The sequence below is a fragment of the Citrobacter amalonaticus Y19 genome (genome assembly GCF_000981805.1).
GTDB classification, from domain to species: Bacteria; Pseudomonadota; Gammaproteobacteria; order Enterobacterales; family Enterobacteriaceae; genus Citrobacter_A; species Citrobacter_A amalonaticus_C.
In genome coordinates this window covers 1,069,080-1,092,080 of the sequence record NZ_CP011132.1, presented here as the reverse complement: position 1 = coordinate 1,092,080, position 23,001 = coordinate 1,069,080, and the positions used below count along the sequence as shown (strand labels likewise).

Here is a 23,001-nt window from a genome sequence, read left to right as displayed (position 1 = left end):
GCTTTACCTAAGGAAGGTGCGAATAAGCGGGGAAATTCTTCTCGGCTGACTCAGTCATTTCATTTCTTCATGTTTGAGCCGATTTTTTCTCCCGTAAATGCCTTGAATCAGCCTATTTAGACCGTTTCTTCGCCATTTAAGGCGTTATCCCCAGTTTTTAGTGAGATCTCTCCCACTGACGTATCATTTGGTCCGCCCGAAACAGGTTGGCCAGCGTGAATAACATCGCCAGTTGGTTATCGTTTTTCAGCAACCCCTTGTATCTGGCTTTCACGAAGCCGAACTGTCGCTTGATGATGCGAAATGGGTGCTCCACCTTGGCCCGGATGCTGGCTTTCATGTATTCGATGTTGATGGCCGTTTTGTTCTTGCGTGGATGCTGTTTCAAGGTTCTTACCTTGCCGGGGCGCTCGGCGATCAGCCAGTCCACATCCACCTCGGCCAGCTCCTCGCGCTGTGGCGCCCCTTGGTAGCCGGCATCGGCTGAGACAAATTGCTCCTCTCCATGCAGCAGATTACCCAGCTGATTGAGGTCATGCTCGTTGGCCGCGGTGGTGACTAGGCTGTGGGTCAGGCCACTCTTGGCATCGACACCAATGTGGGCCTTCATGCCAAAGTGCCACTGATTGCCTTTCTTGGTCTGATGCATCTCCGGATCGCGTTGCTGCTCTTTGTTCTTGGTCGAGCTGGGTGCCTCAATGATGGTGGCATCGACCAAGGTGCCTTGGGTCATCATGACGCCTGCTTCGGCCAGCCAGCGATTGATGGTCTTGAACAATTGGCGGGCCAGTTGATGCTGCTCCAGCAGGTGGCGGAAATTCATGATGGTGGTGCGGTCCGGCAGGGCGCTATCCAGGGATAACCGGGCAAACAGACGCATGGAGGCGATTTCGTACAGAGCATCTTCCATCGCGCCATCGCTCAGGTTGTACCAATGCTGCATGCAGTGAATGCGTAGCATGGTTTCCAGCGGATAAGGTCGCCGGCCATTACCAGCCTTGGGGTAAAACGGCTCGATGACTTCCACCATGTTTTGCCATGGCAGAATCTGCTCCATGCGGGACAAGAAAATCTCTTTTCTGGTCTGACGGCGCTTACTGCTGAATTCACTGTCGGCGAAGGTGAGTTGATGACTCATGATGAACCCTGTTCCATGGCTCCAGATGACAAACATGATCTCATATCAGGGACTTGTTCGCACCTTCCCTAATGAATTTCCCATTAACGGTAATTTAACCACAGCACGCCCCACATTTCCTGCTTGTTTACCTAAATGCACTTTTTCTGTAGGACCATATTTCTGCAAACAGATAATAAGATGTTCACAAACCGTTGACTTCCCCGACCCATCGCTGCCAATAACGGCTATTAACGGAGGTTTTATTGACACCATAAATATACCCTCAACCTTAAATCCTTATCATGAATACTTTATTACCGCGATATCCTTTTGGATATATCTATTAATACTAAAACGACAATTAGATATTGTCACAACTTTGTTGAACAGATATTCTTAGCGCACAACAGCTAATATACCGCCATTTATTTAAACTGGATCTTTCGTGAGTCAATATACTATTCCCACTATTAATCCCCCTTTTGTACGGGTGATTGCCATAGTCGGCTGCGATGGTTCAGGTAAATCAACCCTGGCTGCCAGTCTGACTCCTCTCCTGGCATCACAATTGCCGACAAAACAGCTTTATCTCGGGCAGTCTTCTGGTCGTATTGGTGAATGGATTGAACATTTGCCCGTCATCGGGGCGTCGGTAGGTCGTTACCTGCGGACAAAAGCAGCGCGTGTACACCAACGCCCCTCGTCGCCGCCAGGAAACATAACGGCGCTGGTGATCTTCCTGCTCTCCTGCTGGAGAGCATATAAATTCCGCAACATGCTAATCCAGAGTCGGCAAGGCACATTATTCATCGTCGATCGTTACCCCCAGACGGAAGTACCTGGGTTTCGCTTTGACGGGCCGCAGTTGGCCAAAACAACTGACGGCAACTGGTGGGTGCGCCTCCTGAAAGCCCGCGAACTCCAGTTGTACCAGTGGATGGCCTCCTGGCGGCCTCTGCTGTTGATCAGGCTGGATATCGATGAAGAAACCGCATTCTCGCGCAAGCCTGACCATCCGCAACCCGTTCTCCACGAGAAGATCATGGTCACCCCGCATCTGACGTTCAATGGGGCCCCTATCCTCGAACTGAACGGTCGGGAACCGGCGGAAAAAATTCTGATTGAATCATTACGTTCAATTCAAACTTCTCTTCGCGATCACCGGATCGGATTTGAGAGTCCTTTTTAAGACGGAACGACATGGAAACAGAGAACTCCCCCCCCCTGAACGCGCCGTTGCCGGAATACATTCAAGGACTTATTGCCGTGGTTGGCTGCGATGGCTCAGGCAAATCCACGCTGACGGCGGATCTGGTTAAAAATCTGCAAAAGAAGTGGGTGACCGAACGTCGCTATTTGGGGCTCGTCTCCGGAGAAGATGGCGACAAAATCAAGCGCCTGCCGCTGATCGGTACGTGGCTTGAACGGCGACTGGCGGTGAAATCATCAAAAACGCAGAGCATGAGTACCCGGGCACCTGCACTCTGGGCGGCGTTAATTATGTACGGGTTCTCTGTGCGTCGGATGGCTAACCTACGCAAGGCGCGACGGCTGGCGCAAAGCGGCGTTCTGGTGATAAGCGATCGCTACCCTCAGGCCGAAATTTCCGGATTCCATTACGACGGACCGGGTATTGGCGTCGAGCGCGCGACGGGCTGGGTGAAAACCCGCATGGCGAAACGCGAATCCCGCCTGTATCAGGAAATGGCGTTATACCGTCCTGAACTCATCATTCGTCTGGATATTGATATTGATACCGCATTTTCCCGTAAGCCTGACCACGACTACAACGAGCTGCGCGACAAAATCGACGTCATGGTGAAGATCACCTACAACGGCTCAACAATTCTCAGTCTGGATTCCAGAGCCCCCTACCGCGAGGTGCTGGAAAAAGCGCTGGCAGCCGCATCCGCTGCGGCCCAGGAGTCTCAGCGCAAGCGCGTTTTCGCACATCACGCCAGCGTCCAGCCCGACATCAGGGAGCACCTATAAAGAAAGAATCACTGAACTCAGGCGCTGCACAATTCGCCAGCCTGAGATTTTATCCTGGGCGGGTTTGCTCCTGCTGAGTGTTGATTAACCGGATCTGACGGGTTTTCTCCCATGAAAAAGTGGTTTGCTGATGGCGCGTTTCGCACCATCATTCGTAACAGCGCCTATTTAGGCTCCAGCAATGTGGTGAGCGCGCTGTTGGGTTTACTGGCGCTCTCCTGCGCGGGTAAAGGGGTGACGCCGGCAATGTTCGGCGTACTGGTCATCATTCAGTCGTATACCAAAGCCATTAGCGATTTTGCCAAATTCCAGACATGGCAACTGGTCGTTCAGTACGGTACCCCCGCGCTGGAAAGCAATAACCTGCCGCAGTTTCGCGATGTGATCTCTTTTTCCTTTAGCCTGGATATCGCCAGCGGTGCGGCGGCGATCCTCTGCGGGATGGGATTACTGCCGTTTCTTTCGCATTCATTAGGCCTCGATGCCGACAACTTCTGGCTGGCAATGCTGTACTGCACGCTGATCCCTTCAATGGCCTCATCGACCCCGACGGGAATATTACGGGCGGTAAACCGCTTTGATTTGATCGCCATTCAGCAGGCGACCAAACCTTTCCTGCGCGCACTCGGCAGCGTTATCGCCTATTTCGGTGATTTTGGCTTTGCTGGTTTCGTGATCGCCTGGTACGCCTCCAGCTTAATCGGCGGCACGATGTACTGGTGGTTTGCCGCGCGCGAACTGCGCCGCAGGGACATTCACGGCGCGCTGCGCCCGTGCCTGTTCGAATCGGCGCGCCGCCTTCCGGGCGCATGGAGTTTTGTCTGGTCCACCAACTTTGCCCACACTATCTGGTCTGCACGAAACTCGTGCAGCACGGTGTTGGTGGGTATCGTTCTTGGCCCTGCCGCCGCCGGGCTGTTTAAAATCGCAATGACCTTTTTCGATGCAACAGGTACGCCAGCGCAATTACTCGCCAAGAGCTTTTACCCCGAAGTGATGCGTTTAGATCCGCGCAGCAAAAAGCCGTGGCAACTGGGAATGAAATCGGCGCTGCTGGCCGGTGGGATCGGCATCGTCGTCGCACTTGCTGTGATCATTGTCGGTAAGCCGCTCATTTCGCTGGTTTTTGGCGTTAAATACCTGCAGGCATATGACCTTATCCAGATTATGCTTGGCGCGATTATTGTGTCGATGCTGGGTTTTCCCCAGGAATCGCTGCTGCTCATGTCCGGCAAACAGCGGGCTTTTCTGACCGCACAGACTATCGCCTCCATTGCCTACATTGTCCTGCTGCCGGGGCTGTCGCATCTCTTTGGCGTGGTCGGCGCTGCGTTTGCCTACTTCGCCGGACAGTGCCTGGATGTACTGCTTTCCTTGATCCCGACGCTACACGCTTACCGCCATCGCCGTGGGTTGCCCTATACAGCGGTTAAAGAGACTCACTCATGACGCACGAAAAATTCTCACCTGACGTTCTCCAGCGCCTGTTTGTGGCGGTGGAAGAGGATGACATTGTTGATCTCAACGCTAGACTGCCGGAGCGTGTGCCGATCGACTGCACCGACGTCAATATCCGCCGCTGTTATGATCTGTGCCTGCAGTTTTGGGAGGATGGTTTTACCCGAAAGGACTTATTGCAGTTGGTACTGAAGCCATTACAAGGCGGCGAACTGTCAGACAGCGAACGGAAGCAATACAAATACATTCGCGCGCGTTATAAGCATTTACGTTTTGCTCAGCGACTCTACCGCAAAAACCACCGGTCAGGTTTTTTATTCAGCAAAACCACCGTTTTTCTCGGTCACTTCCAGGACGGATTTCGTAACGGGAATAAAACGATTACTGCCACTTATGGAAGGCAGTTGCGTATTTACCTGAGCCTCCCCGTCTGGCGAATCGTCCAGTATTCCCTGCGCCACAGTCAGCCAGAGACAGCAAGCGAATTTATGGCCTATTGTCAGGCGCAAATGCGCACGCTGCGAGAATTTATTGCCAGACCGCAACTGACGGGCAGTGAATTTCATGCCATGCGGAAAATCATCAGTCAGCAGGTTTCTTATTACGACACGTTACGCTCTCTCTATCCGGACAATCACGATGCTCGCGCCGTCTCCCGCTTTCTGGCCGCGATTAATGGTCTGATGGGAGACCAGCATGATGAGATGGTGACCGATGCGATGGAAATGAGAAAACCGTACAACGCGCCAGGCGTACTGGATAGCGCTATTCGCGAGCGTATAGAACAATTGCTCACCCGTTATCCTCTGTAGGTCGGGCTGCACATGATTCCCTATTCTGACTCAGCGACATAAAGGATCTGCGATGCTGCTACGTCAATTACTGATTGCTTCATTCCTGCTCTCGCCCTGGCTGGCCTTCGCGCATAACTTTGTCGAAGGCCAACCGGTCAAGCCGGTCGCCATTACGGATCGCGGCGAATTGCTGCTGGATAATCACGATGCGTTTAGCTATCGAACCTGGAATAGCGGCGAACTGGCGGGGAAAGTGCGCATTGTTCAGTACATTGCCGGACGAAAATCCGCAAAAAAGAAAAACTCAATGCTGATTAAGGCCGTAAAAGCCGCCAATTTTCCCCAGGACCGTTTTCAGCCCACCACCATCGTGAATACAGACGATGTGATCTTTGGCTCCGGTTTCTTCGTGCTCGGCAAAATAGAAAAAAACAAACGCCGCTACCCGTGGGCGCAATTTATCATCGACAGCAGCGGACTGGGGCGCAGTGCCTGGCAACTCAATGAGATGAGTTCGACCATTCTGGTGCTGGATAAAGAGGGCCGCGTTCTGTGGGCAAAGGATGGCGATCTGACGCCGAAAGAGGTGCATCAGGTTATCGCGATGGTACAAGAGATGGTTAATGAATAGCCGGGCTCGCGATGAAATTAATTGAACGCTACATCATGACCGGTATTCAACGACTGGTCGTGACCATGGTAGGTTTTCTGATCTTTATTTTCGCCAGCTATTGCGCGCAGCGCTACCTGACCGAAGCGGCAAACGGTACATTAGCCCTGGACGTCGTGCTGGATGTTGTCTTCTACAAGGTACTGATTGCGCTGGAGATGCTGCTCCCGGTTGGCCTGTACGTTTCCGTCGGCGTCACCCTGGGTCAAATGTATACCGATTCGGAGATCACGGCGATATCCGCCTCTGGTGCTACGCCTTCACGCCTTTATCGCGCCGTCATGTACCTCGCCGTTCCCTTGAGTATTCTGGTGACGCTACTGTCACTGTACGGTAGACCCTGGGCTTACTCGCAAATTTATCAGCTAGAACAACAGTCGCAGTCTGAGCTGGATGTCCGTCATCTGCAGGCAAGAAAGTTTAATATCAACAACAGCGGGCGGATGATCCTCGCCCGGCAGATTGATCCCGACACGAATCATCTCATCGATACGCTGATTTATACCTCCTCTGGCAATAAGACCAGTATCTTCAGGGCCAGCGGTGTTGAGGTTGTCGACCCGTCGCCGTCGACCCCCACGGTGATGTTGCACACCGGTACCGCCTATGTTCTGGCGCACCAGGGCCGGGATGATAGCGAGCAAGTTTTTCGTAATCTCAGACTGAACCTGAAGCCGTTCGACCAGAATGACGAGGTCAAACGCAAGGCGAAATCTGTCGCAACGCTCTTTCGTTCCTCTGCACCTGCTGATACTGCGGAACTGCAATGGCGGGAAAGCCGTGGCGTCAGCACATTGCTAATGGCGCTGCTGGCGATCCCGCTAAGCCGCGTCAGGCCACGCCAGGGACGGTTTTCTACGCTTACCCCGCTCACGCTCTTATTCGTCATCATTTTTTATGGCGGCAACATTTGCCGCACGCTGGTTGCCAACGGCGCATTGCCCGTGATTCCTGGCCTGTGGTTGATTCCCCTGCTCATGCTGGTTGGCTTGTTTCTTCTGCTGATCCGCGACGGCACTCTGCTGTGGAAAATTCGTCGATGAATCTCTTCAGCCGCTATTTAATACGCAATCTTTCTTTAGGATTTGCGGCTGCCGCGGGGTTACTGCTTCCCCTGTTTACCACCTTCAATCTGATCAACGAACTCGATGATGTGAGTCCTGACGGATATCGCTGGACGCAGGCCGTGATGGTCGTGTTGATGACATTGCCCAGAACCTTCATCGATCTTGGCCCGTTTATCGCGCTGATCGGCGGTATCGTTGGGCTGGGACAGTTGTCGAAAAGCGGGGAATTAATCGCAATACGCACCACGGGTTATTCAATTTTCAGAATAGCCATGGTAACGCTTAGCGCAGGACTGATGCTGACCGTGGCCCTCGGCGCCATTGATGAATGGGTTGCCTCGCCACTGCAACAGCGGGCATTGCAGATAAAAACGCGCTATACCAGCCAGGATACGGCGGGAAATATTCTGTGGGCCCGCCGCGGCAATGAGTTTGTAACGGTGAAATCACTGAACGAACAGCGCCAGCCAGTCGGCATTGAGCTGTTTTACTACCGGGTGGACCACACGCTGCAACGGTATATTTATGCGCAAACAGCGACCATTTCAGATAATGGAATCTGGCTGCTTAAAGGTGTAAATCAAAAAGAGTGGGCCAACGGTAAAGAGACCACAGAGGCGAAAGAAAACGTAGCATGGCCATCTCTCTTTGCAGGCATGAGCCTGCAGGAACTCACCTTACCTGGCAGTAGCTTTTCAGTTAAGCAACTCAGTCATTATATTTCCTACCTGAAGAACACGGGTCAACCCAGCCTCGAATTTACGCTGGCGTTGTGGCAGAAGTTGGGACATCCGCTGTTGATCCTGGCGATGATTTTACTGGCAATCCCTTTCACTTTTAGCGCGCCCCGCGCCCCTGGACTGGGGAGTCGCTTAGCCGCTGGCGTGGTCGTTGGACTGCTGACTTACGTCTGCGACCAGATCATCGCCAACCTGGGATTGCTGTATTCTCTTAACGTGCAGATGACAACGCTGGTACCCCCGGCATTGCTGCTGGTGGTGGCGCTAATTCTTGTTTTTCGATTCGATCGCCAGCCCTGATATCACAACATTTAGCAGGCAGTACGATGGGCTGGAGATTCAGAAACCGCAGCGGGTATTTTCAGGAAAAATATCCGCTGCGGGGAGAGAGCATCATTTTTTTAGCTGCGCAAATGCCTGAATAATCATGTCAATCTGCTCGTCGGTATGTGCAGCATTAACGCTGCAGCGTAGCAACGTAATCCCGGCGGGTGCTGCCGGTGGCAAAATGAGATTCACGTAAACGCCTGCAGCAATCAGTTCGCGCCAGGCACTCAACCCCTCTTCTTTGGTACCGATAATAACCGGAACCACGGGACTGATGTGCGAACTCAACTCATAACCCAGTTTCTCAAGCCCTTCATACAATCGCACTGCGTTATCCCACAACTTTTGGCGCAACTCCGGTTGTGCGGCGATCGTTTTTAACGCCGAACGAACGGTTGCAATGCTCGACGGCGAAGGCGATGCGGTAAAAATATAGGGGCGACTGGCATAACGCAAAACATCCATGCCCTGATCGCCTACGGCAAAACCACCAATGGAAGCCAGGCTCTTACTGAAGGTTCCCACAATGATGTCGACACCCTGCTCTACCCCCATCGCTTCCGCCAGTCCCCGCCCCGTCGCGCCCATCACGCCAAAAGAGTGTGCTTCATCAACGATCAAAAAACCGCCCAGCCGTTTTTTGATGTCGACAATGTCGACCAGTGGCGCGATGTCGCCCAACATACTGTATATGCCTTCGACAATGATGATGGCGTCTTTGGCGCGCTCACCAAGGCGCACCATACGTCGTTCCAGATCTTTCGCATCGTTATGGCGAAAACGGATAATTTCTGCGCCGCCCAACGTACAGGCATCATAAATGCTGGCGTGGCTATCAGCATCCAGCAGTACCACCGCATTATGATTGGCAAGCGTGCTGATTATCCCTAAATTTGCGGTATAGCCCGTGGAGAAGACAATGGCCGACGACCGACCAAAAAACGCGGCAATCTCCTGTTCTAACGCTAAGTGCGGTCCATAACTGCCGTTCGCCATCCGCGAACCGGTCGTTCCCGTCCCCTGGTTAGCTAATGCTGCCTGCCCCTCAGCAATCGCCTGCGCATTAAAAGTGAGTCCCAGATAGTTATTGGTACCCGCCAGAATAATCTTTTGGTTGCCAATCCGCCCTTCCGTTGCAGAAAACACTTCATCTATACATGTGCCAAATGGGTTAACCCCCGTCATTCGAAATTGTTCCCGCTCGCTGGCAAGGCGCGAGAATTTATCATAAAGACTCATTAATACTCTCCAGATAAGGGATTAACGCTTCCATTAATTGCGCAGGTGTTCTGACATCCAGCAAAATATTAATGGGGATAGAAATATCGAATTTATCTTCCAGCAACATTAATAAATCCATGACTTTAATTGATTCCAGCCCAAGATCATTGACCAGATCGCTGTCAGGATGGATATCCACACCGCTTTCAACCATACCCTGTAGACAGTGAAGGGTGTAATCCATTACTTCTTCATGATTTAACATAGAAAATAACATACCTGTAATCTAAATAATCAAAATAGCCCCTGGCGTAACGCAGATTCCAAACTCACCCGGGGAAACCAATTTATTTTTTCGCAGAGACATTTATTATTTGCTGACCAGTCCGAGTGGGTTAATTCGCAAACTTTACTGCGGGTCAACATCGGTTCTTTCCCAGCAAACCGACTGATTAACGTGCTCGTATCGGCAACCAATGTCAGTAACGGCAGCGGAATGCTCACGGTCCTGACCGGTCTCTTACGCACTGCGGCCGCAATTTCCTGAAGACGTTGCCAGCTGTAGCCACCGGCAACGCCATCGCATAACTCATAAGGATAAACCGGCGTCCGCTCGGCCATGAGCCATTGACTGACAGCCTGAGCCAAATCACTCACATGCAAAAATGACAATCGCGTATCGGCGGCGCCAAATCGCGGAAGGAAACCACGCAGCATCGTGCGAAACAACGGGTTTAACTCTTTGTCACCGGGACCGTACACCGCCGTAGGGCGAAAAATCCCCAGCGCAATCCCGGCGGACATCGCCGTGAGCCGCTGTTCAGCGACATACTTGGAATTAGCATACCAGGAGAGTTCAGGGTGACGCGCCGCAAGCGACGAGATAAGCAAAAAGCGCTGACACCTGCCGCTCTCTTTTGCGGCCTGCATCAGTCGCTCGCTACCGTCAACATTACACCGGGTGAAGATTGATTCTGTGTGTCCTCGAACCTGCCCCGCACAGTGGACGACGTGATCCGCCCCGGCGACCAGCTGTGCCAGCGTCTCGCTTTCTTCCAGTGAACCCCGGATCCAGACAAGATTTTCGCCCGCATTGCGACGAATGGTTCGGGTTAACGCCCGAACGGTAAAACCGTGGGAAAGCAGACTCTCAATGATATGTTTGCCGATAAAACCGGTCCCGCCGGTCACCGCAACGGTGGTATTCATTGCGCATAGCCCGACACGGGGATCGGTGAATTTAGCGTCTCGCCGAAGAGGTTCAGATAGCGTTTTTTCGCTTCTGCCCGCGCCGGTTTCCCGGATGATGTTCGCGGAATGCTGTGCGGCGGCAACAGCTCAATACTGACAGAAACGCCAAACTCGCTTTGTACCCTTGCCGTCAGGCTGTGGACTATCTGCGCGCGACGTTCTTCACAACTGACCCGGCACTGGATTTGTAAAATAATCCGCTCCTGGGACGTCACAAACGCTATCGCATCGCCAGAGTGAATTTCCGGTTCCTGTTCGGCAATATACTCAATATCCTGAGGCCAGATATTCCGACCACGAATGATGATCAGATCTTTTATACGTCCCGTCACATACAGGTAGCCATCCAGTAGATAGCCCAGATCCCCGGTATCCATCCAACCCGTTGACTGGATTTCCGTTTGCGAAACCGGATCCTGAAAATAGCCGTTCATCAGACTCGGACCGGATATACAGATATGGCCTACTTCTCGTTCAGGAATCGGGCTCCCGGTTTCGTTACGAATTTCAATACGGTGACCCGGAAGTGCTTTGCCGCAATTCACAAAGGTGGAAATCGCCCGGGTGTTTTTCGTTGGCGCAACCGCTTTGCCCTGGCACTCGAGGATGTCGCGGTCAACGTCATTCACCTGGGTACCCGACGCTTCGTCGGAAAAACTCACCGCCAGCGCATTTTCAGCCAGTCCGTAGCACGGCATGAAGGCCTTGCTGTCAAATCCTGCGCGCTGGAAACATTCACCAAACTGATTAAGTTGCCCGGCAGATATGGGTTCAGCCCCCACCCCGGCAACACGCCAGCAGGAGAGATCCAACCCGGCCAGTTCGTTGTCATTGATGCGACGCAAGCATAAATCGTAGCCGAAAGGTGGCGCCACGGAGACGGTACAGCGGTTCTGACTGATTAACTTCAACCACTGCAGCGGACGCATGGCGAAATCCTGCGTGCGCAGATAGTCCACGGAGAGTTGAGTCGCCACAGGCGTCAGCAGAAAGCCCACCAGCCCCATGTCATGATAAAAGGGCAGCCAGGACACGCAGCGGTCGCTGTCGCGCAATTTGATCCCATCATGACTAATCACACGCAAATTCGACATCACTTCACGGTGGGTAATGATGACACCGCGAGGAAAGCGCGTGCTGCCAGAGGTGTACTGGAGGTAGGCAATATCGTCCGGCGACGGCAGTGGCAGTTCGATATCCTTTTCCGGCAACGCGTTAAATTGCGCATTGCTGAGAATATGGATTGCCGCCCCATGATCGTTGACAACATTTATCAGTGACAGCCATTGGTCGCTGCTGATAATGGCCGCAGGCTGACAACTGGCTAACAGGCCCTGTAATTTCGCAGCATAAGAATCGCGTTGCCCGACGCCCATCGGAATGGCCAGCGGTACCGCCACTAAGCCCGCATACTGGCAGGCAAAAAAGGCTTCGACAAAACCCACGCTGGTTTCCGCAATCAGCGCGACACGATCGCCCTTATTGAGATTCAGCGAAAGCAACCGCCGAGCCCCGGCTTCTGCCCGCCGTTTTAGCTGACGGTACTCCAGTACAGCTTCAGGCTGATTGCGTCGATCATAAAAATTCATTCCTGCATTTCCCAGAGCGGCATAGTCCAGAGCTTCCGCCAGGGTTGAAAAATCAGCATAACGCATAGGAAGAGAATGAGTTGATATTCTATTGGACATATACACCATGAAAATGTTTGAATTTAGAATTGCTGGATATACGAAATAAATAATCGGCAGAGGATAATATAAATTAAATAGCCCTTAAACAGCACCTCTTTTTTTTGGAAAAAAATCATCACCATTATAAATCATTAACAGCATTTCAATCTTGATGGAAATAATATTCTTCACGTATATATATAACTTACTTATCAACACAAAAAATTATTATCAGATTCCATCAGCGGCATTATTTAACGTTTTATCTTCCTGTTTTATCGACAACCGCATAAAGTGGTAAAAGAGAGAAACAGGTATTCAATAATTTTCTCCGTTTTCGGACGTCGACGTTATCGCAGGATAATAAATGTAATTATGTTTATTTCTGCACTTTTTATTTAGGGCTGTTTATGATTCAGATACAAAAAGTCATGAATAAACATGACCTCAACACCTTTATCTCTTTCCCTTCCTCACTCTATTGTGCTGATGACTGTTGGATCGACCCCTTGAAATTTGAACGCACTGAGCATCTGTCTGCAAAAAATCCAGGTTCCGAACATATCACCTGGCAGGCATGGGTAGCAAAAAAAGAGGGACGAGTGGTCGGGCGAATAACCGCGCAGATTGATACCCTGCATCGCAGGCTGTACGGCGAGGATACCGGGCATTTTGGCATGATCGACGCCATCGACGATCCCGAGGTCTTTAGCGCGCTGTTTGCCGCTGCCGAAGCATGGCTAAAATCTGCCGGGGCGCGAAAGATAACGGGTCCTTTCAGCCTGAACATTAACCAGGAAAGCGGCCTGCTGGTTGATGGCTTCGCGACGCCCCCTTGCGCACTGATGCCGCACGGTAAACCCTATTATGGCTCCCGGGTCGAAGAACTGGGGTACACAAAAGGTATTGATCTTCTGGCTTACTGGATGCAACGGACAGATTTATACTTCTCGCCGTCGCTGGGCCGACTGATGGATCAGGTGCGTCAAAAGGTGACCATCCGCAGCATCAATCGCCAGCATTTCAGTGAAGAGATGCAGGTTCTGCGAGAAATTTTTAATTCTGGATGGCAGCACAACTGGGGATTTGTCCCTTTCACGGAACACGAATTCGCCACCATGGGTGAGCAGCTCAAGTTCCTTGTCCCGGACGATATGATTTACATCGCTGAGATAGATTCCGTCCCCTGCGCGTTTATCGTTGGCCTGCCGAATATTAATGAGGCTATCGCCGATCTCAGCGGTCGGCTGTTGCCGTTCGGCTGGGCCAAACTGCTCTGGCGGCTGAAAGTGAGCGGCGTCCGTACCGCGCGGGTGCCGCTGATGGGCGTACGTCAGGAATATCAGTTCAGTCGTATCGGCCCGGTCATGGCTCTGCTGTTGATTGAGGCGTTACGCGAACCGTTTGCCAGACACCACATCGACGCACTCGAGATGTCCTGGATTCTGGAATCCAACAGCGGAATGCGCACGATCCTGGAACGCATCGGCGGGGTTGCCTATAAGCGCTACCGCCTGTACGAAAAACAGCTCTGACCGCCCCCAGGAGGAGAAGGTGCGCAGATTCTCCTCCATGCTTCCTGCTGTGGATAGTCGTTGATACCGAGGTTAACAATAGCGCTTTCCCGCCTAAAAACCGGATTCTGTACCATTCCCCCTTCTTTTCTGCTGGCTTCCAGCGCTGCGAAATTGCGACTGATGTCGCAAAAATATCACCCTGAAAATTCTGTCCATATAGCCGGGATTCTTGCCTATCACACATTTTCTGCCTCCTCCCTAAAGTAAGTCTTAGCCCATAACGTATGTTTTTTCAGCTAACAGGAGTCGCAGTAAATGATCGATTTTAATGACCCACGCCAGGTTGCCAAGGCTATTCAATTCACGAACGTCAATCCTGATTTAACCCGGGACGGTCTGATCCAGCATCTGAATATCTGCATGGAATACCAGTTTGATGCCGCAATGATTGCCCCCTGCTGGGTCTCCCTTGCTAAAGAAGTACTGAAAGGTACAGGGGTTCGTGTCGCCACAACCGTGAACTTTCCGCAGGCTAACGACACGACGGCCATGAAAGTAGCCGTCGTACGAGAACTGGCAAAAGAAGGTGCCGATGAGTTTGATTTCCCACCCAATCCAGGTTTTCTGCTGGGGGGCGAGGATGAACTGTATTTCCGGGAGCTGAAGGAAGTCACCCATGTTGCGCATGACCTGGGAATGAAAGTCAAAGCCATGCTGGAATTTGGTTTCATCACCGAGGAGGCGATGAAAATCAAAGCCACTCGTTATGCCTATGAAGCCGGTATTGACTGGGTGAAACAGTCAAGCGGCTGGGGCAAAGGCGGTTGCGCCGCGACGGTAGAAGATGTGCGACTTCTCAAAGCTCATATCCAGGCACCTTGTCGGGTCAAAGTCTCCGGTAAAGTGAATACGATTGAGAAAATGAAAGAGATGTTCGTAGCGGGTGCTGAATTAGTCGGGACCAGCTCCGGTCCTGAACTGGTCAAAGGACTGGTAGGCGACATTAACGCTTATTAACCGAAAAGTGCCGCTGGTAGCAGCGGCACGACGCCCTGCACAATTTAAGGAGTATGTGATGAGTGTATTTATTCTCGGTAGTTACGCAAAGGCGCTGGTCATGACCGCTGAACGTATCCCGCTCGCCGGGGAAACGCTGATCGGACATAACTTTCGCCAGACATGGGGAGGAAAAGGTTCCGATATGGCGGTTCAGGCCGCGCGCTTAGGGGCCGATGTCGCCTATAGCGGCGTGGTGGGAAATGACACCTTCGGTAATGAGTTCATCGAACTGATGCAGGAGGAAGGCATCAATATTGATGCGTTGACCCTGACCACCGAACTGCCTACGGGGGCGGGTCTGATCATTAAGGACAAAGAAGGACGCAATGTCATTGTCGTGGACATGGGCGCCAACAAGCTCTTTACCCCTGCCCTTGTCGATAATGCGCTGCTGCAACTTAAAAATAGCCACGTGGTGTTAACCCAGTTAGAAATTCCGCTCGAAACGGCCCTCTACGGTTTGAGAAAGGCCAAAGCGCTGGGTAAGACAACCCTTCTCAACCCGGCACCTGCCCGGGATCTTCGTGGACGCGATCTGAGCGCGGTTGACTTCCTGACCCCTAATGAAACGGAAGCCCGTGTCGCGCTGGGGCTGGCTCCGGACGATCCGCTCAGTAACCGCGAGGTCGCCGACAGGCTACTGGAAACGGGATGCCGCTATGTGGTGATGACGCTGGGTGAAGCGGGTGCAGCCGTTTTCACTTCTGACACCACGCTGGAGATACCGCCCTGTCTGGTTGAGGTCGTCGATAGCAATGGTGCAGGTGACAGTTTCAACGCCGCCCTTGCTGTCGCGCTTGACGAAGGTAAACCCGTCAACGAAGCGGTTCTGTTCGCCAACGCCACGGCGGCGCTGTGCTGCTCTGACTGGGAAACGGTTCCCTCTTATAAATATCGCAGCGATGTCGATACCTGGATGCAATTCAACCTGAGCCGAAGGAATTCCTGACATGAGACCCGACAGAATTTTACACCCCGAGCTTGCCGCAGCCTTAGCCTCCTTAGGCCACACCGATATCGTTCTGGTTACCGATGCGGGATTCCCGATTCCTGCGCACGCGAACCGGGTAGACCTGGGTTTCTGGCCTGGTCAGATTGACGTCCGGGAGATCCTGCGCGTGCTGCGTAAGGAACTCTTTGTTGAAGAGGTGCATTTTGCCAGCGAAGTCCGTGACTGCCACCCGCAGTTGTACCGCGATGTGCAAACGATCTACACCGGTTCTGGCGCGGCGTTTTTCGCCGCGAGCCATGAAACGCTGTGCCACGACATTGCCCATCAGGCGAAGCTAATCATTCGCTCCGGCTCGTTCGAGCCCTGGGCCAACTTCGCCCTTGTCGCCAGCACCGATCCGTTTGCCTGGTTCACTGATGCGTCTGGCGTACAGCCGCTCCCCGCCTATGTTGCGCGACGCCAGCGTATTGTCGACAACATCGTACCGGAACTTAACTGACAGGACAGGATGATGAAAGCAGCGGTAATCAGCCAGGCACAGCCGGGCAAAGTGGAATTTCGCCATCAGACCGTTCGGGCGTTAGCCTCCGGCGAAGCGCTGGTCAACGTTGAATGTTGCGGTGTCTGCCACACCGATTTACATGTTGTGCAGGGTGACTTTGGCCCGGTACCGGGGCGCATCCCCGGACATGAAGGCATCGGGATTGTCAGCGCGATTGCCGACGACGTGACCAGTCTGAAGGTAGGCGATCGCGTCAGTATTGCCTGGTTTTACGAGGGCTGTGGCGTATGCGAATACTGTGTCAGCGGGCGGGAGACCTTCTGTCGCAACGTAAAAAATGCCGGTTACAGCGTTGATGGCGCGATGGCCGAGCAATGCATCGTCAAAGCGGACTACGCGGTGAAAGTCCCGGAAGGTCTTGATCCTCTGGTCGCCAGCAGCATTACCTGCGCGGGTGTAACAACCTACAAAGCGGCGCAGGTTTCGGGAGTCCGTCCGGGTCAATGGCTGGCAATCTGGGGCGCGGGCGGTTTAGGCAATATGGCTATCCAGTTTGCCCGCAATGTGTTCAATGCCCGCGTGATCGCCATTGACATTCAGGATGACAAACTGGCGCTGGCCAGAGAAAGCGGCGCAGAAATCACCCTTAACCCCGGTAAAGAGGATGTTCCCGCACGTATTCATGAACTGACGGGCGGTGGTGCGCATTCGGCGATTGTGGTGGCGGTGGCGCGCTCGGCCTTTAATCAGGCAGTTAACAGCGTCAGGGCTGGCGGTAAAGTGGTTTGCGTGGCGGTTCCTGCCGGCGAGCTTTCGCTGAATATCGTCAAGACGGTTCTTGATGGCATCCAGATTGTCGGTAGCCTGGTAGGAACCCGTCAGGATCTGGCAGAAGCCTTCCAGCATGCGCTTGCCGGCCGCGTTCGCCCCATCGTACAGCCCCGAAAACTGGAGGAGCTCAATACCATTTTCAAGGAGATGGACGACGGCACAATCCAGGGAAGAATGGTGATTGATTTACGTACCGTGCAGCACACAGAGGAGTGAGACGATGAAAATTACAGGCTGGCGTACGCTAACGACCTGGCATCACTGGGAGAGACCGATTGGTGATGTCAACGGCACCATCGAGTCCGGGGTGACCGAAGTGCCCATTCTGATGCTGGAAACAGACGAAGGGGTAACCGGCATCGGTCTGGGCGGACATGCCGACATCGAACGCGTCTTTCCGGCCATTGAAGGTGAAGATCCCCGTGCGGTAACGGCACTTTACGATCGCATGCTGGCCTGGGTTTTCAAGAGTGGTCACGCCGGTAACACCTTTGGCGCTATTGGCGTTGTCGACATGGCCTTATGGGATCTGAAAGCAAAGTGCGCGGGAGAACCGCTCTGGCGGCAGCTTGGCGCAAGACGTGGATTCGTTCCCGGCTATGCATCCGGACTGGATTACCCACTCTCGCTGGATGCGCTGGTCGCACTGCATCAACGTTTTGCCGATCGGGGATTCAGCGCGTTCAAGCTCAAAGGCGGGCTGGACGTTGAGCAGGACCGGGAACGCTTTGCGGCGGTCAGAGAGGTTTATCTGCGCAACACTCCTTCGCCGGTCATGATGCTGGATGTCAATGAATCAATGAACAGCAAACAGGCCGTCCGCTACATCAACCGTTTGCAGGAAACGCTGGATCTGAGCTGGATTGAGGAACCTGTCCGTCGCTGGGATGCCGCCGGTCACGCCGCAATTCGCCAGCAGGTCACCTGCGCGGTGGCGACGGGAGAAAACCTGACGGGCATAGAACAGTACCTGCCGTTGCTGAAAGAACAGGCGGTCGATGTACTGCAGGCGGGGATGTGCTGGGGGATCACCCATTTTCTGCGCGTGGCGAATCTGGCACAGGCGTTTAACCTGCCGGTCAGCCCCGTCGGCTACAACGCTAACCCCGTCGCCCATGCCGCTGCCGCCGTCGCCAATCATCTGAGTTGCGAGGTACAGGATCTGAACTTTCCGTTGGGTCTACAGGTAGATCAACGCATAGAAAATGGCGGCATCCTGCTGGGTGATGAGCCCGGACTCGGTATTTCCATTGATGAAACGGCAATTCAGTCACAACACGATAAGGGAAGCTGGACGATTGCCCAGGGCCCCCATGTCAGACCGGAACGAGCCGGGCTAAGGCTGACGCTCCAGTCACCACAACGCGAACAATAATGAAGGACTCAAAAATGAAAACCGTACCTCTGGGCCATACCGGCATTCAGGTGCCCGTTCTCGCGATGGGAGCGGCATCGCTGGGCAGCATCTATCACCCGGTGTCCCAACTGCAAGCCAATGAAACGGTCGCCACCGCGCTGAGTCATGGCGTGAACTACTTTGATGTTGCCCCCTATTACGGGCTGACGAAGGCCGAAACGGCATTAGGCGCCGCGCTCAAGGGCGTTCGTCGTCAAAGTTACACCCTCGCCACCAAGGTGGGCCGCTACGGTGACAGCCTTTGGGATTTCTCACGCGAGGCCACCTTACGCAGCGTGGAAGAAAGTCTCTCCCGTCTGGGTTGTGATTACATTGATGTTATTCAGTGTCACGACATTGAATACGGCGATATGACGCAGTTGCTGAATGAGGCGCTGCCGACGCTTCGTGAACTCCGGGACAGCGGCGTGGTTCGCCACATTGGCATCACCGGATACGATCTGCCGCTACTCGAACGCGTCGCCTGCGAGCAGAAAGTCGATACCGTCATGGCCTATTGCACATGGACTTTACAGGATCGACGACTGGGCGCCGTTGCGCAGCGGTTGAACGAAGCAGGAATTGGCGTTCTTAATGCGTCCCCTCTCTCAATGGGACTGCTGACCCGTTCAGGGGCACCAGACTGGCATCCGGCCCACGACGATGTCCAACGCGTCTGTCGCAGCGTGTCTGAACTGTGCGATAGCTACGGCGTCAACATTGCGCAAATTGCCCTGCAGTTTGCCCTGACGACCGCCGCGGAGCACGGTATTGCCTCCACCGTCATTGGGACAGCTAGCGCCGAAAATATGCTCGATAACGTCCGCTGGTCTGAGCAACCGCTCGATCCTGAACTGCTGGACAACATTAACGCGCTGATGGCACCGGTACTCAATATCGGCTGGGATGTGCTGCCAGGTAACGGAGGGAAAGCGCAGAAATGAGAACGCTCGACAGTCATCTTCATCTCTGGGATCCGTGCTTGTTGCGCTATGACTGGCTTGGCGATCTGCCGACGTTAAACCGGGCCTTTTTGCCGCAGGAACTTGCCCGTCATGCCGGAGCCCCGGACGCGGCGATTGTGGTTCAGGCCGACTGTGCCGCCGAGCACGCTATTAAGGAAGTGAACTGGCTGAATCAACTGGCTGATGACAGTCCGATCGCTGTGGCAGGTATTGTCGCCTGGGCTCCTCTGGAGTGCGGCAGCGCCGTCATTCCTTATCTGCGCCAGTTACGACAGCTTCCGCGCGTGGTGGGTATCCGACGTTCTCTACAGAACGAAGCGCTGGAATGGTTCTACAGCGCAGACTATCGCGCCGGTTTACTGGCGGCGGTAGAAGAAGGCTTTGTCATTGATATGTGCGTCAGAGCGGCGCAACTTCCGGCCCTGTTCGACCTGATGACATGGCTCTATGAACGGGCGCCAGAGGCTCGCGTGGTCCTCGACCATATGGGCAAACCGGCCATCATTCGCAATGAATGGCAGGAATGGGCGGAAGGGATTAAGGCGCTGGCAACCTTCCCCAATCTCGTCTGCAAGCTATCTGGACTACCGACGGAAGCCAACTGGGAAAACTGGCAACCCGAACAACTGAAGCCCTGGATTCAACAGGCTATCACCACATTTGGCGCGCAGCGCTGCTTATTTGGCGGTGACTGGCCGGTTGTTGAACTGGCCGGAGGCTACACCCGCTGGAGGAATTGCGTGACTGAAGCCATTACGTCTCTGTCGCCGGAGGAAATAAACGCAATAATGGCGGATAACGCCAGGGATATCTACCTGAGAAAAGCCAAAAAAGGTTAATAACGTCGTATCTACACTGATGTCGTTTATTTCATTTTACCCTACTGAATAAAATTTGAGGAAATAAGCATGTCTGATAATACCAACACATTGCCATCCGGGAAGGTTGCCGACACGCATCAAACCGACTCTCCGGAAAGCAATATCATGGTCACCGGGAAAAAGAAAAATATATTACTGGCTTCCCTGTTCGCCAATTTCTTTGTTCTGCTGGCTTTATATTGTGGCGTCATTTCCGTTCTGTTACCGAACCATGTCGCGCAAATCGATCCGGCCAATAAGGCTAACAACCTTGCCATCGTGATGACCACGGCACTGTTGTTTACTATTTTTGCGCAACCTATTGCCGGGGCATTATCCGACCGATGCCGTTCAACATGGGGCCGCCGCTCTCCTTTCATTGTCGGTGGCGCGTTAATCGGTGGGCTGGCGATCTTCGGCATCTCGATGATGACAACCATCGCCGGTATTGCGGTTTTCTGGCTGATGGCCGCCGTCTCGCTGAACTGTATGAACGGACCGCTCGCGACCGTCGTGGCAGACAGATTCTTACCTGAAAACAGAGGGATAGCCTCAGGTTTCGTCGGTGCGGGTTCAACAGCGGGCGGAACCGTCGGCATCATCCTGGCCGGGTATCTGGCGTGGAATCTGCAGTTAGGCTATCTGGTATTTGCCCTGGCTATCGCAGCCTGCTGTGTTGCGTTTGTGCTGATTAACCGTGAGCCTTCAACGCGAAATATGCCGGTTGAACCTTTCAAATGGGGAACATTTTTCAAAAACTTCTGGGTCAGTCCACGCCAGTATCCCGATTTCGGTTGGGCATTCTTTGGTCGCTTTGCTATGTACCTGGGCTACCAGGGCGTGGTGACCTATCAACTGTATATCCTTCAGGATTTCATTGGCTTAAGCGTTGAAGAATCCAACTACGCCATCGGCACCATCTCGGTCATCACGCTGTCCACCCTGCTCTTTTCCGGTCTGGTATCCGGCATCATCTCCGATAAGCTGCAGCGGCGTAAAATTTTCGTCTTTCTCTCCAGCATTCTGATGGCGGCGGGACTCTGTATTCCTCTGGTCATGCCAACCCTGACCGGTATGTATATTTATGCCGCAATTATGGGACTGGGATACGGAGCCTATACCTCCATTGATATGGCGTTGATGACTCAGGTATTACCTGGCGGCGGTAAACAAGCGGGTAAAGATATGGGGATCCTGACTATTGCGACAGTATTACCGCAGTCATTTAGTCCCATATTATCGGCCTGGCTGCTCGCGACATTTAATAATGATTATTCATCATTATTTATTGCCGCCATTATTTTTGTCTTTGCTTCATCATTCTTTGTATTACCGATTAAATCAGTTAAATAAAAAATAACGGTTTGCAGGCGAGACCACACTCGGCAACGGGTGGGTAGGCCCTCGCCTGCCCGCAACAAGAGGGACGCTATAATGACACAACGCATGATATTAAATGAAACCGCCTGGTTTGGGCGAGGTTGCCGCGGCCAGTTAATTAATGAACTCACCCGACGGGGTTTTACCAGAGCACTCATCGTCACCGACAGCGGCCTGGTCAAATGCGGTATTGTCGGGAAAATTACCACCCAACTTGATGAGGCGGGTTTTGCCTGGACATTATTCGACCGCGTGGTACCGAATCCCGGTATTACCGTGGTGCAGGAAGGCGTGGAAACATTTCGCGCCAGCGGCGCTGATGTCCTTATCGCGGTCGGCGGCGGATCGCCTCAGGATACCTGTAAGGCGATTGGGATCATCATTAATAATCCTGAGTTTGCCGATGTTCGCAGCCTGGAAGGGTTCGCTGAAACGACCCGTCCCTGCGTGCCGATCATTGCCCTTCCTACCACGGCAGGGACCGCAGCAGAAGTTACCATTAACTATGTGATTACCGACGAAGCGCAGCAGCGGAAGTTTGTCTGTATCGACCCACATGACATTCCGCAGGTCGCGCTTGTGGATGCGGATCTCATGGATGCGATGCCAGGTTCGCTAAAAGCCGCCACCGGCATTGATGCTCTTACGCATGCTATCGAAGGTTATATTACGCGTGGCGCCTGGGAATTACCGGATGCGCTCCATCTCAAAGCCATTGAAATGATCGCCAGATCGCTGCGCAACGCAGTGGCTGGCGATGCTGACGCGATGGAAAAAATGGCGCTTGCGCAGTACATCGCCGGGATGGGGTTTTCCAATGTGGGTCTCGGCCTCGTCCATGGCATGGCACATCCGCTGGGCGCGTTTTACAACACCCCACACGGTGTCGCTAATGCCATCCTGTTACCTCAGGTAATGGCATGGAATGCGCCCTGCACCGGAGAAAAATACCGCGACATCGCCCAGGCAATGGCCATTCCCGACGCCGCCACGCTGCCGCTGGAAGAAGTCCGACAGGCGGCTGTCGATGCGGTCTATCAGCTCAATCACGATGTCGGGATTCCCGCATCACTGCGTGAGATTGGCATGAATCAGGACGACATTCCGCAACTGGCACTGGCCGCCTTTAACGATGTCTGTACCGGAGGAAACCCACGCCCGGCCACGGAGGATGACATCGCTACACTCTATCAGCAGGCTTTCAACGGAGTGAACAGACAATGACACAG

General features: G+C 53.3%; 22 protein-coding genes and 1 pseudogene. 17 read left to right on the top strand and 6 right to left on the bottom strand.

Going from position 1 to position 23,001, the window contains the following annotated elements; translation table 11 throughout:
* Window positions 1-157: 157 nt before the first annotated feature.
* Window positions 158-1,138: an IS5-like element IS5 family transposase gene (locus tag F384_RS04915; protein WP_000019402.1), complete on the bottom strand. Its 981-nt coding sequence runs from the start codon at window positions 1,136-1,138 to the stop codon at window positions 158-160.
* A gap of 63 nt (window positions 1,139-1,201) precedes the next feature.
* A pseudogene (locus tag F384_RS28490) lies at window positions 1,202-1,393 on the bottom strand (thymidylate kinase); the annotation flags it as partial.
* A gap of 172 nt (window positions 1,394-1,565) precedes the next feature.
* Here F384_RS28490 and F384_RS04910 point away from each other — a divergent pair.
* From F384_RS04910 to lptG, 7 genes are all read left to right on the top strand, one after another.
* Window positions 1,566-2,309: a hypothetical protein gene (locus F384_RS04910; RefSeq protein ID WP_046478847.1), complete on the top strand. Its 744-nt coding sequence runs from the start codon at window positions 1,566-1,568 to the stop codon at window positions 2,307-2,309.
* A gap of 11 nt (window positions 2,310-2,320) precedes the next feature.
* Window positions 2,321-3,112: a hypothetical protein gene (locus F384_RS04905; RefSeq protein ID WP_046478845.1), complete on the top strand. Its 792-nt coding sequence runs from the start codon at window positions 2,321-2,323 to the stop codon at window positions 3,110-3,112.
* Window positions 3,113-3,223: 111 nt separating this feature from the next.
* Window positions 3,224-4,561: a lipopolysaccharide biosynthesis protein gene (locus tag F384_RS04900; protein WP_046478844.1), complete on the top strand. Its 1,338-nt coding sequence runs from the start codon at window positions 3,224-3,226 to the stop codon at window positions 4,559-4,561.
* Window positions 4,558-5,382: a hypothetical protein gene (locus F384_RS04895; RefSeq protein ID WP_046478842.1), complete on the top strand. Its 825-nt coding sequence runs from the start codon at window positions 4,558-4,560 to the stop codon at window positions 5,380-5,382. Before F384_RS04900 ends, F384_RS04895 begins: the two co-directional genes overlap by 4 nt.
* Window positions 5,383-5,434: 52 nt before the next feature.
* Window positions 5,435-5,995, top strand: a complete 561-nt coding sequence (locus F384_RS04890) for a YtfJ family protein (RefSeq protein WP_046478840.1) — start codon at window positions 5,435-5,437, stop codon at window positions 5,993-5,995.
* Between the two features lie 11 nt (window positions 5,996-6,006).
* Window positions 6,007-7,077: an LPS export ABC transporter permease LptF gene (gene lptF / locus F384_RS04885; RefSeq protein ID WP_046478839.1), complete on the top strand. Its 1,071-nt coding sequence runs from the start codon at window positions 6,007-6,009 to the stop codon at window positions 7,075-7,077.
* Entirely contained in the window at window positions 7,074-8,141 is a 1,068-nt protein-coding gene (gene lptG, locus F384_RS04880; RefSeq protein ID WP_046478837.1) for an LPS export ABC transporter permease LptG, read from the top strand. Before lptF ends, lptG begins: the two co-directional genes overlap by 4 nt.
* Window positions 8,142-8,234: 93 nt before the next feature.
* Here lptG and spt read toward each other — a convergent pair whose 3' ends face one another.
* From spt to F384_RS04860, 4 genes are read right to left on the bottom strand one after another with little or no spacing between them, the layout of a single operon-like run.
* Entirely contained in the window at window positions 8,235-9,407 is a 1,173-nt protein-coding gene (gene spt, locus F384_RS04875) for a serine palmitoyltransferase (protein WP_046478835.1), read from the bottom strand.
* Window positions 9,394-9,654 carry an acyl carrier protein gene (locus F384_RS04870; RefSeq protein WP_046497751.1) on the bottom strand — a complete coding sequence of 87 codons (261 nt, stop codon included), beginning with the start codon at window positions 9,652-9,654 and terminating at the stop codon, window positions 9,394-9,396. The genes spt and F384_RS04870 overlap by 14 nt, the downstream gene beginning before the upstream one ends.
* Window positions 9,655-9,683: 29 nt before the next feature.
* Window positions 9,684-10,598: an NAD-dependent epimerase/dehydratase family protein gene (locus tag F384_RS04865; protein ID WP_046478834.1), complete on the bottom strand. Its 915-nt coding sequence runs from the start codon at window positions 10,596-10,598 to the stop codon at window positions 9,684-9,686.
* Window positions 10,595-12,328: a fatty acyl-AMP ligase gene (locus F384_RS04860; protein WP_226991628.1), complete on the bottom strand. Its 1,734-nt coding sequence runs from the start codon at window positions 12,326-12,328 to the stop codon at window positions 10,595-10,597. The genes F384_RS04865 and F384_RS04860 overlap by 4 nt, the downstream gene beginning before the upstream one ends.
* Before the next feature lie 392 nt (window positions 12,329-12,720).
* Here F384_RS04860 and F384_RS04855 point away from each other — a divergent pair, with 392 nt between their 5' ends.
* The 10 genes from F384_RS04855 to fucO all read left to right on the top strand — a co-directional run bounded on the left by F384_RS04855 (window position 12,721) and on the right by fucO (window position 22,996).
* Entirely contained in the window at window positions 12,721-13,845 is a 1,125-nt protein-coding gene (locus F384_RS04855; protein ID WP_046478829.1) for a hypothetical protein, read from the top strand.
* Between the two features lie 297 nt (window positions 13,846-14,142).
* Window positions 14,143-14,844, top strand: a complete 702-nt coding sequence (gene deoC, locus F384_RS04850; protein ID WP_046478827.1) for a deoxyribose-phosphate aldolase — start codon at window positions 14,143-14,145, stop codon at window positions 14,842-14,844.
* A 58-nt stretch (window positions 14,845-14,902) separates the two neighbouring features.
* A complete protein-coding gene (locus F384_RS04845) occupies window positions 14,903-15,835 on the top strand; it encodes a ribokinase (RefSeq protein WP_046478825.1) in 933 nt (310 codons plus the stop codon).
* 1 nt (window position 15,836) lies between these two features.
* The gene (locus tag F384_RS04840; RefSeq protein ID WP_046478824.1) at window positions 15,837-16,337 is read left to right on the top strand and encodes an RbsD/FucU domain-containing protein; all 501 of its coding nucleotides are present in this window, start codon (window positions 15,837-15,839) and stop codon (window positions 16,335-16,337) included.
* 12 nt (window positions 16,338-16,349) lie between these two features.
* Window positions 16,350-17,387 carry an alcohol dehydrogenase AdhP gene (adhP, locus tag F384_RS04835; RefSeq protein ID WP_046478822.1) on the top strand — a complete coding sequence of 346 codons (1,038 nt, stop codon included), beginning with the start codon at window positions 16,350-16,352 and terminating at the stop codon, window positions 17,385-17,387.
* A gap of 4 nt (window positions 17,388-17,391) precedes the next feature.
* Window positions 17,392-18,546: a mandelate racemase/muconate lactonizing enzyme family protein gene (locus F384_RS04830; protein WP_046478821.1), complete on the top strand. Its 1,155-nt coding sequence runs from the start codon at window positions 17,392-17,394 to the stop codon at window positions 18,544-18,546.
* A 14-nt stretch (window positions 18,547-18,560) separates the two neighbouring features.
* On the top strand, window positions 18,561-19,511 hold the full coding sequence (locus F384_RS04825) for an aldo/keto reductase (RefSeq protein WP_046478819.1): 951 nt from the start codon (window positions 18,561-18,563) through the stop codon (window positions 19,509-19,511).
* Complete coding sequence (locus F384_RS04820; protein ID WP_046478818.1) at window positions 19,508-20,371, top strand: amidohydrolase family protein; 864 nt, start codon at window positions 19,508-19,510, stop codon at window positions 20,369-20,371. The genes F384_RS04825 and F384_RS04820 overlap by 4 nt, the downstream gene beginning before the upstream one ends.
* A gap of 69 nt (window positions 20,372-20,440) precedes the next feature.
* Window positions 20,441-21,745, top strand: a complete 1,305-nt coding sequence (locus F384_RS04815; RefSeq protein ID WP_226991627.1) for an MFS transporter — start codon at window positions 20,441-20,443, stop codon at window positions 21,743-21,745.
* A gap of 81 nt (window positions 21,746-21,826) precedes the next feature.
* Window positions 21,827-22,996: a lactaldehyde reductase gene (fucO, locus tag F384_RS04810; RefSeq protein WP_046478816.1), complete on the top strand. Its 1,170-nt coding sequence runs from the start codon at window positions 21,827-21,829 to the stop codon at window positions 22,994-22,996.
* Window positions 22,997-23,001: the final 5 nt, after the last annotated feature.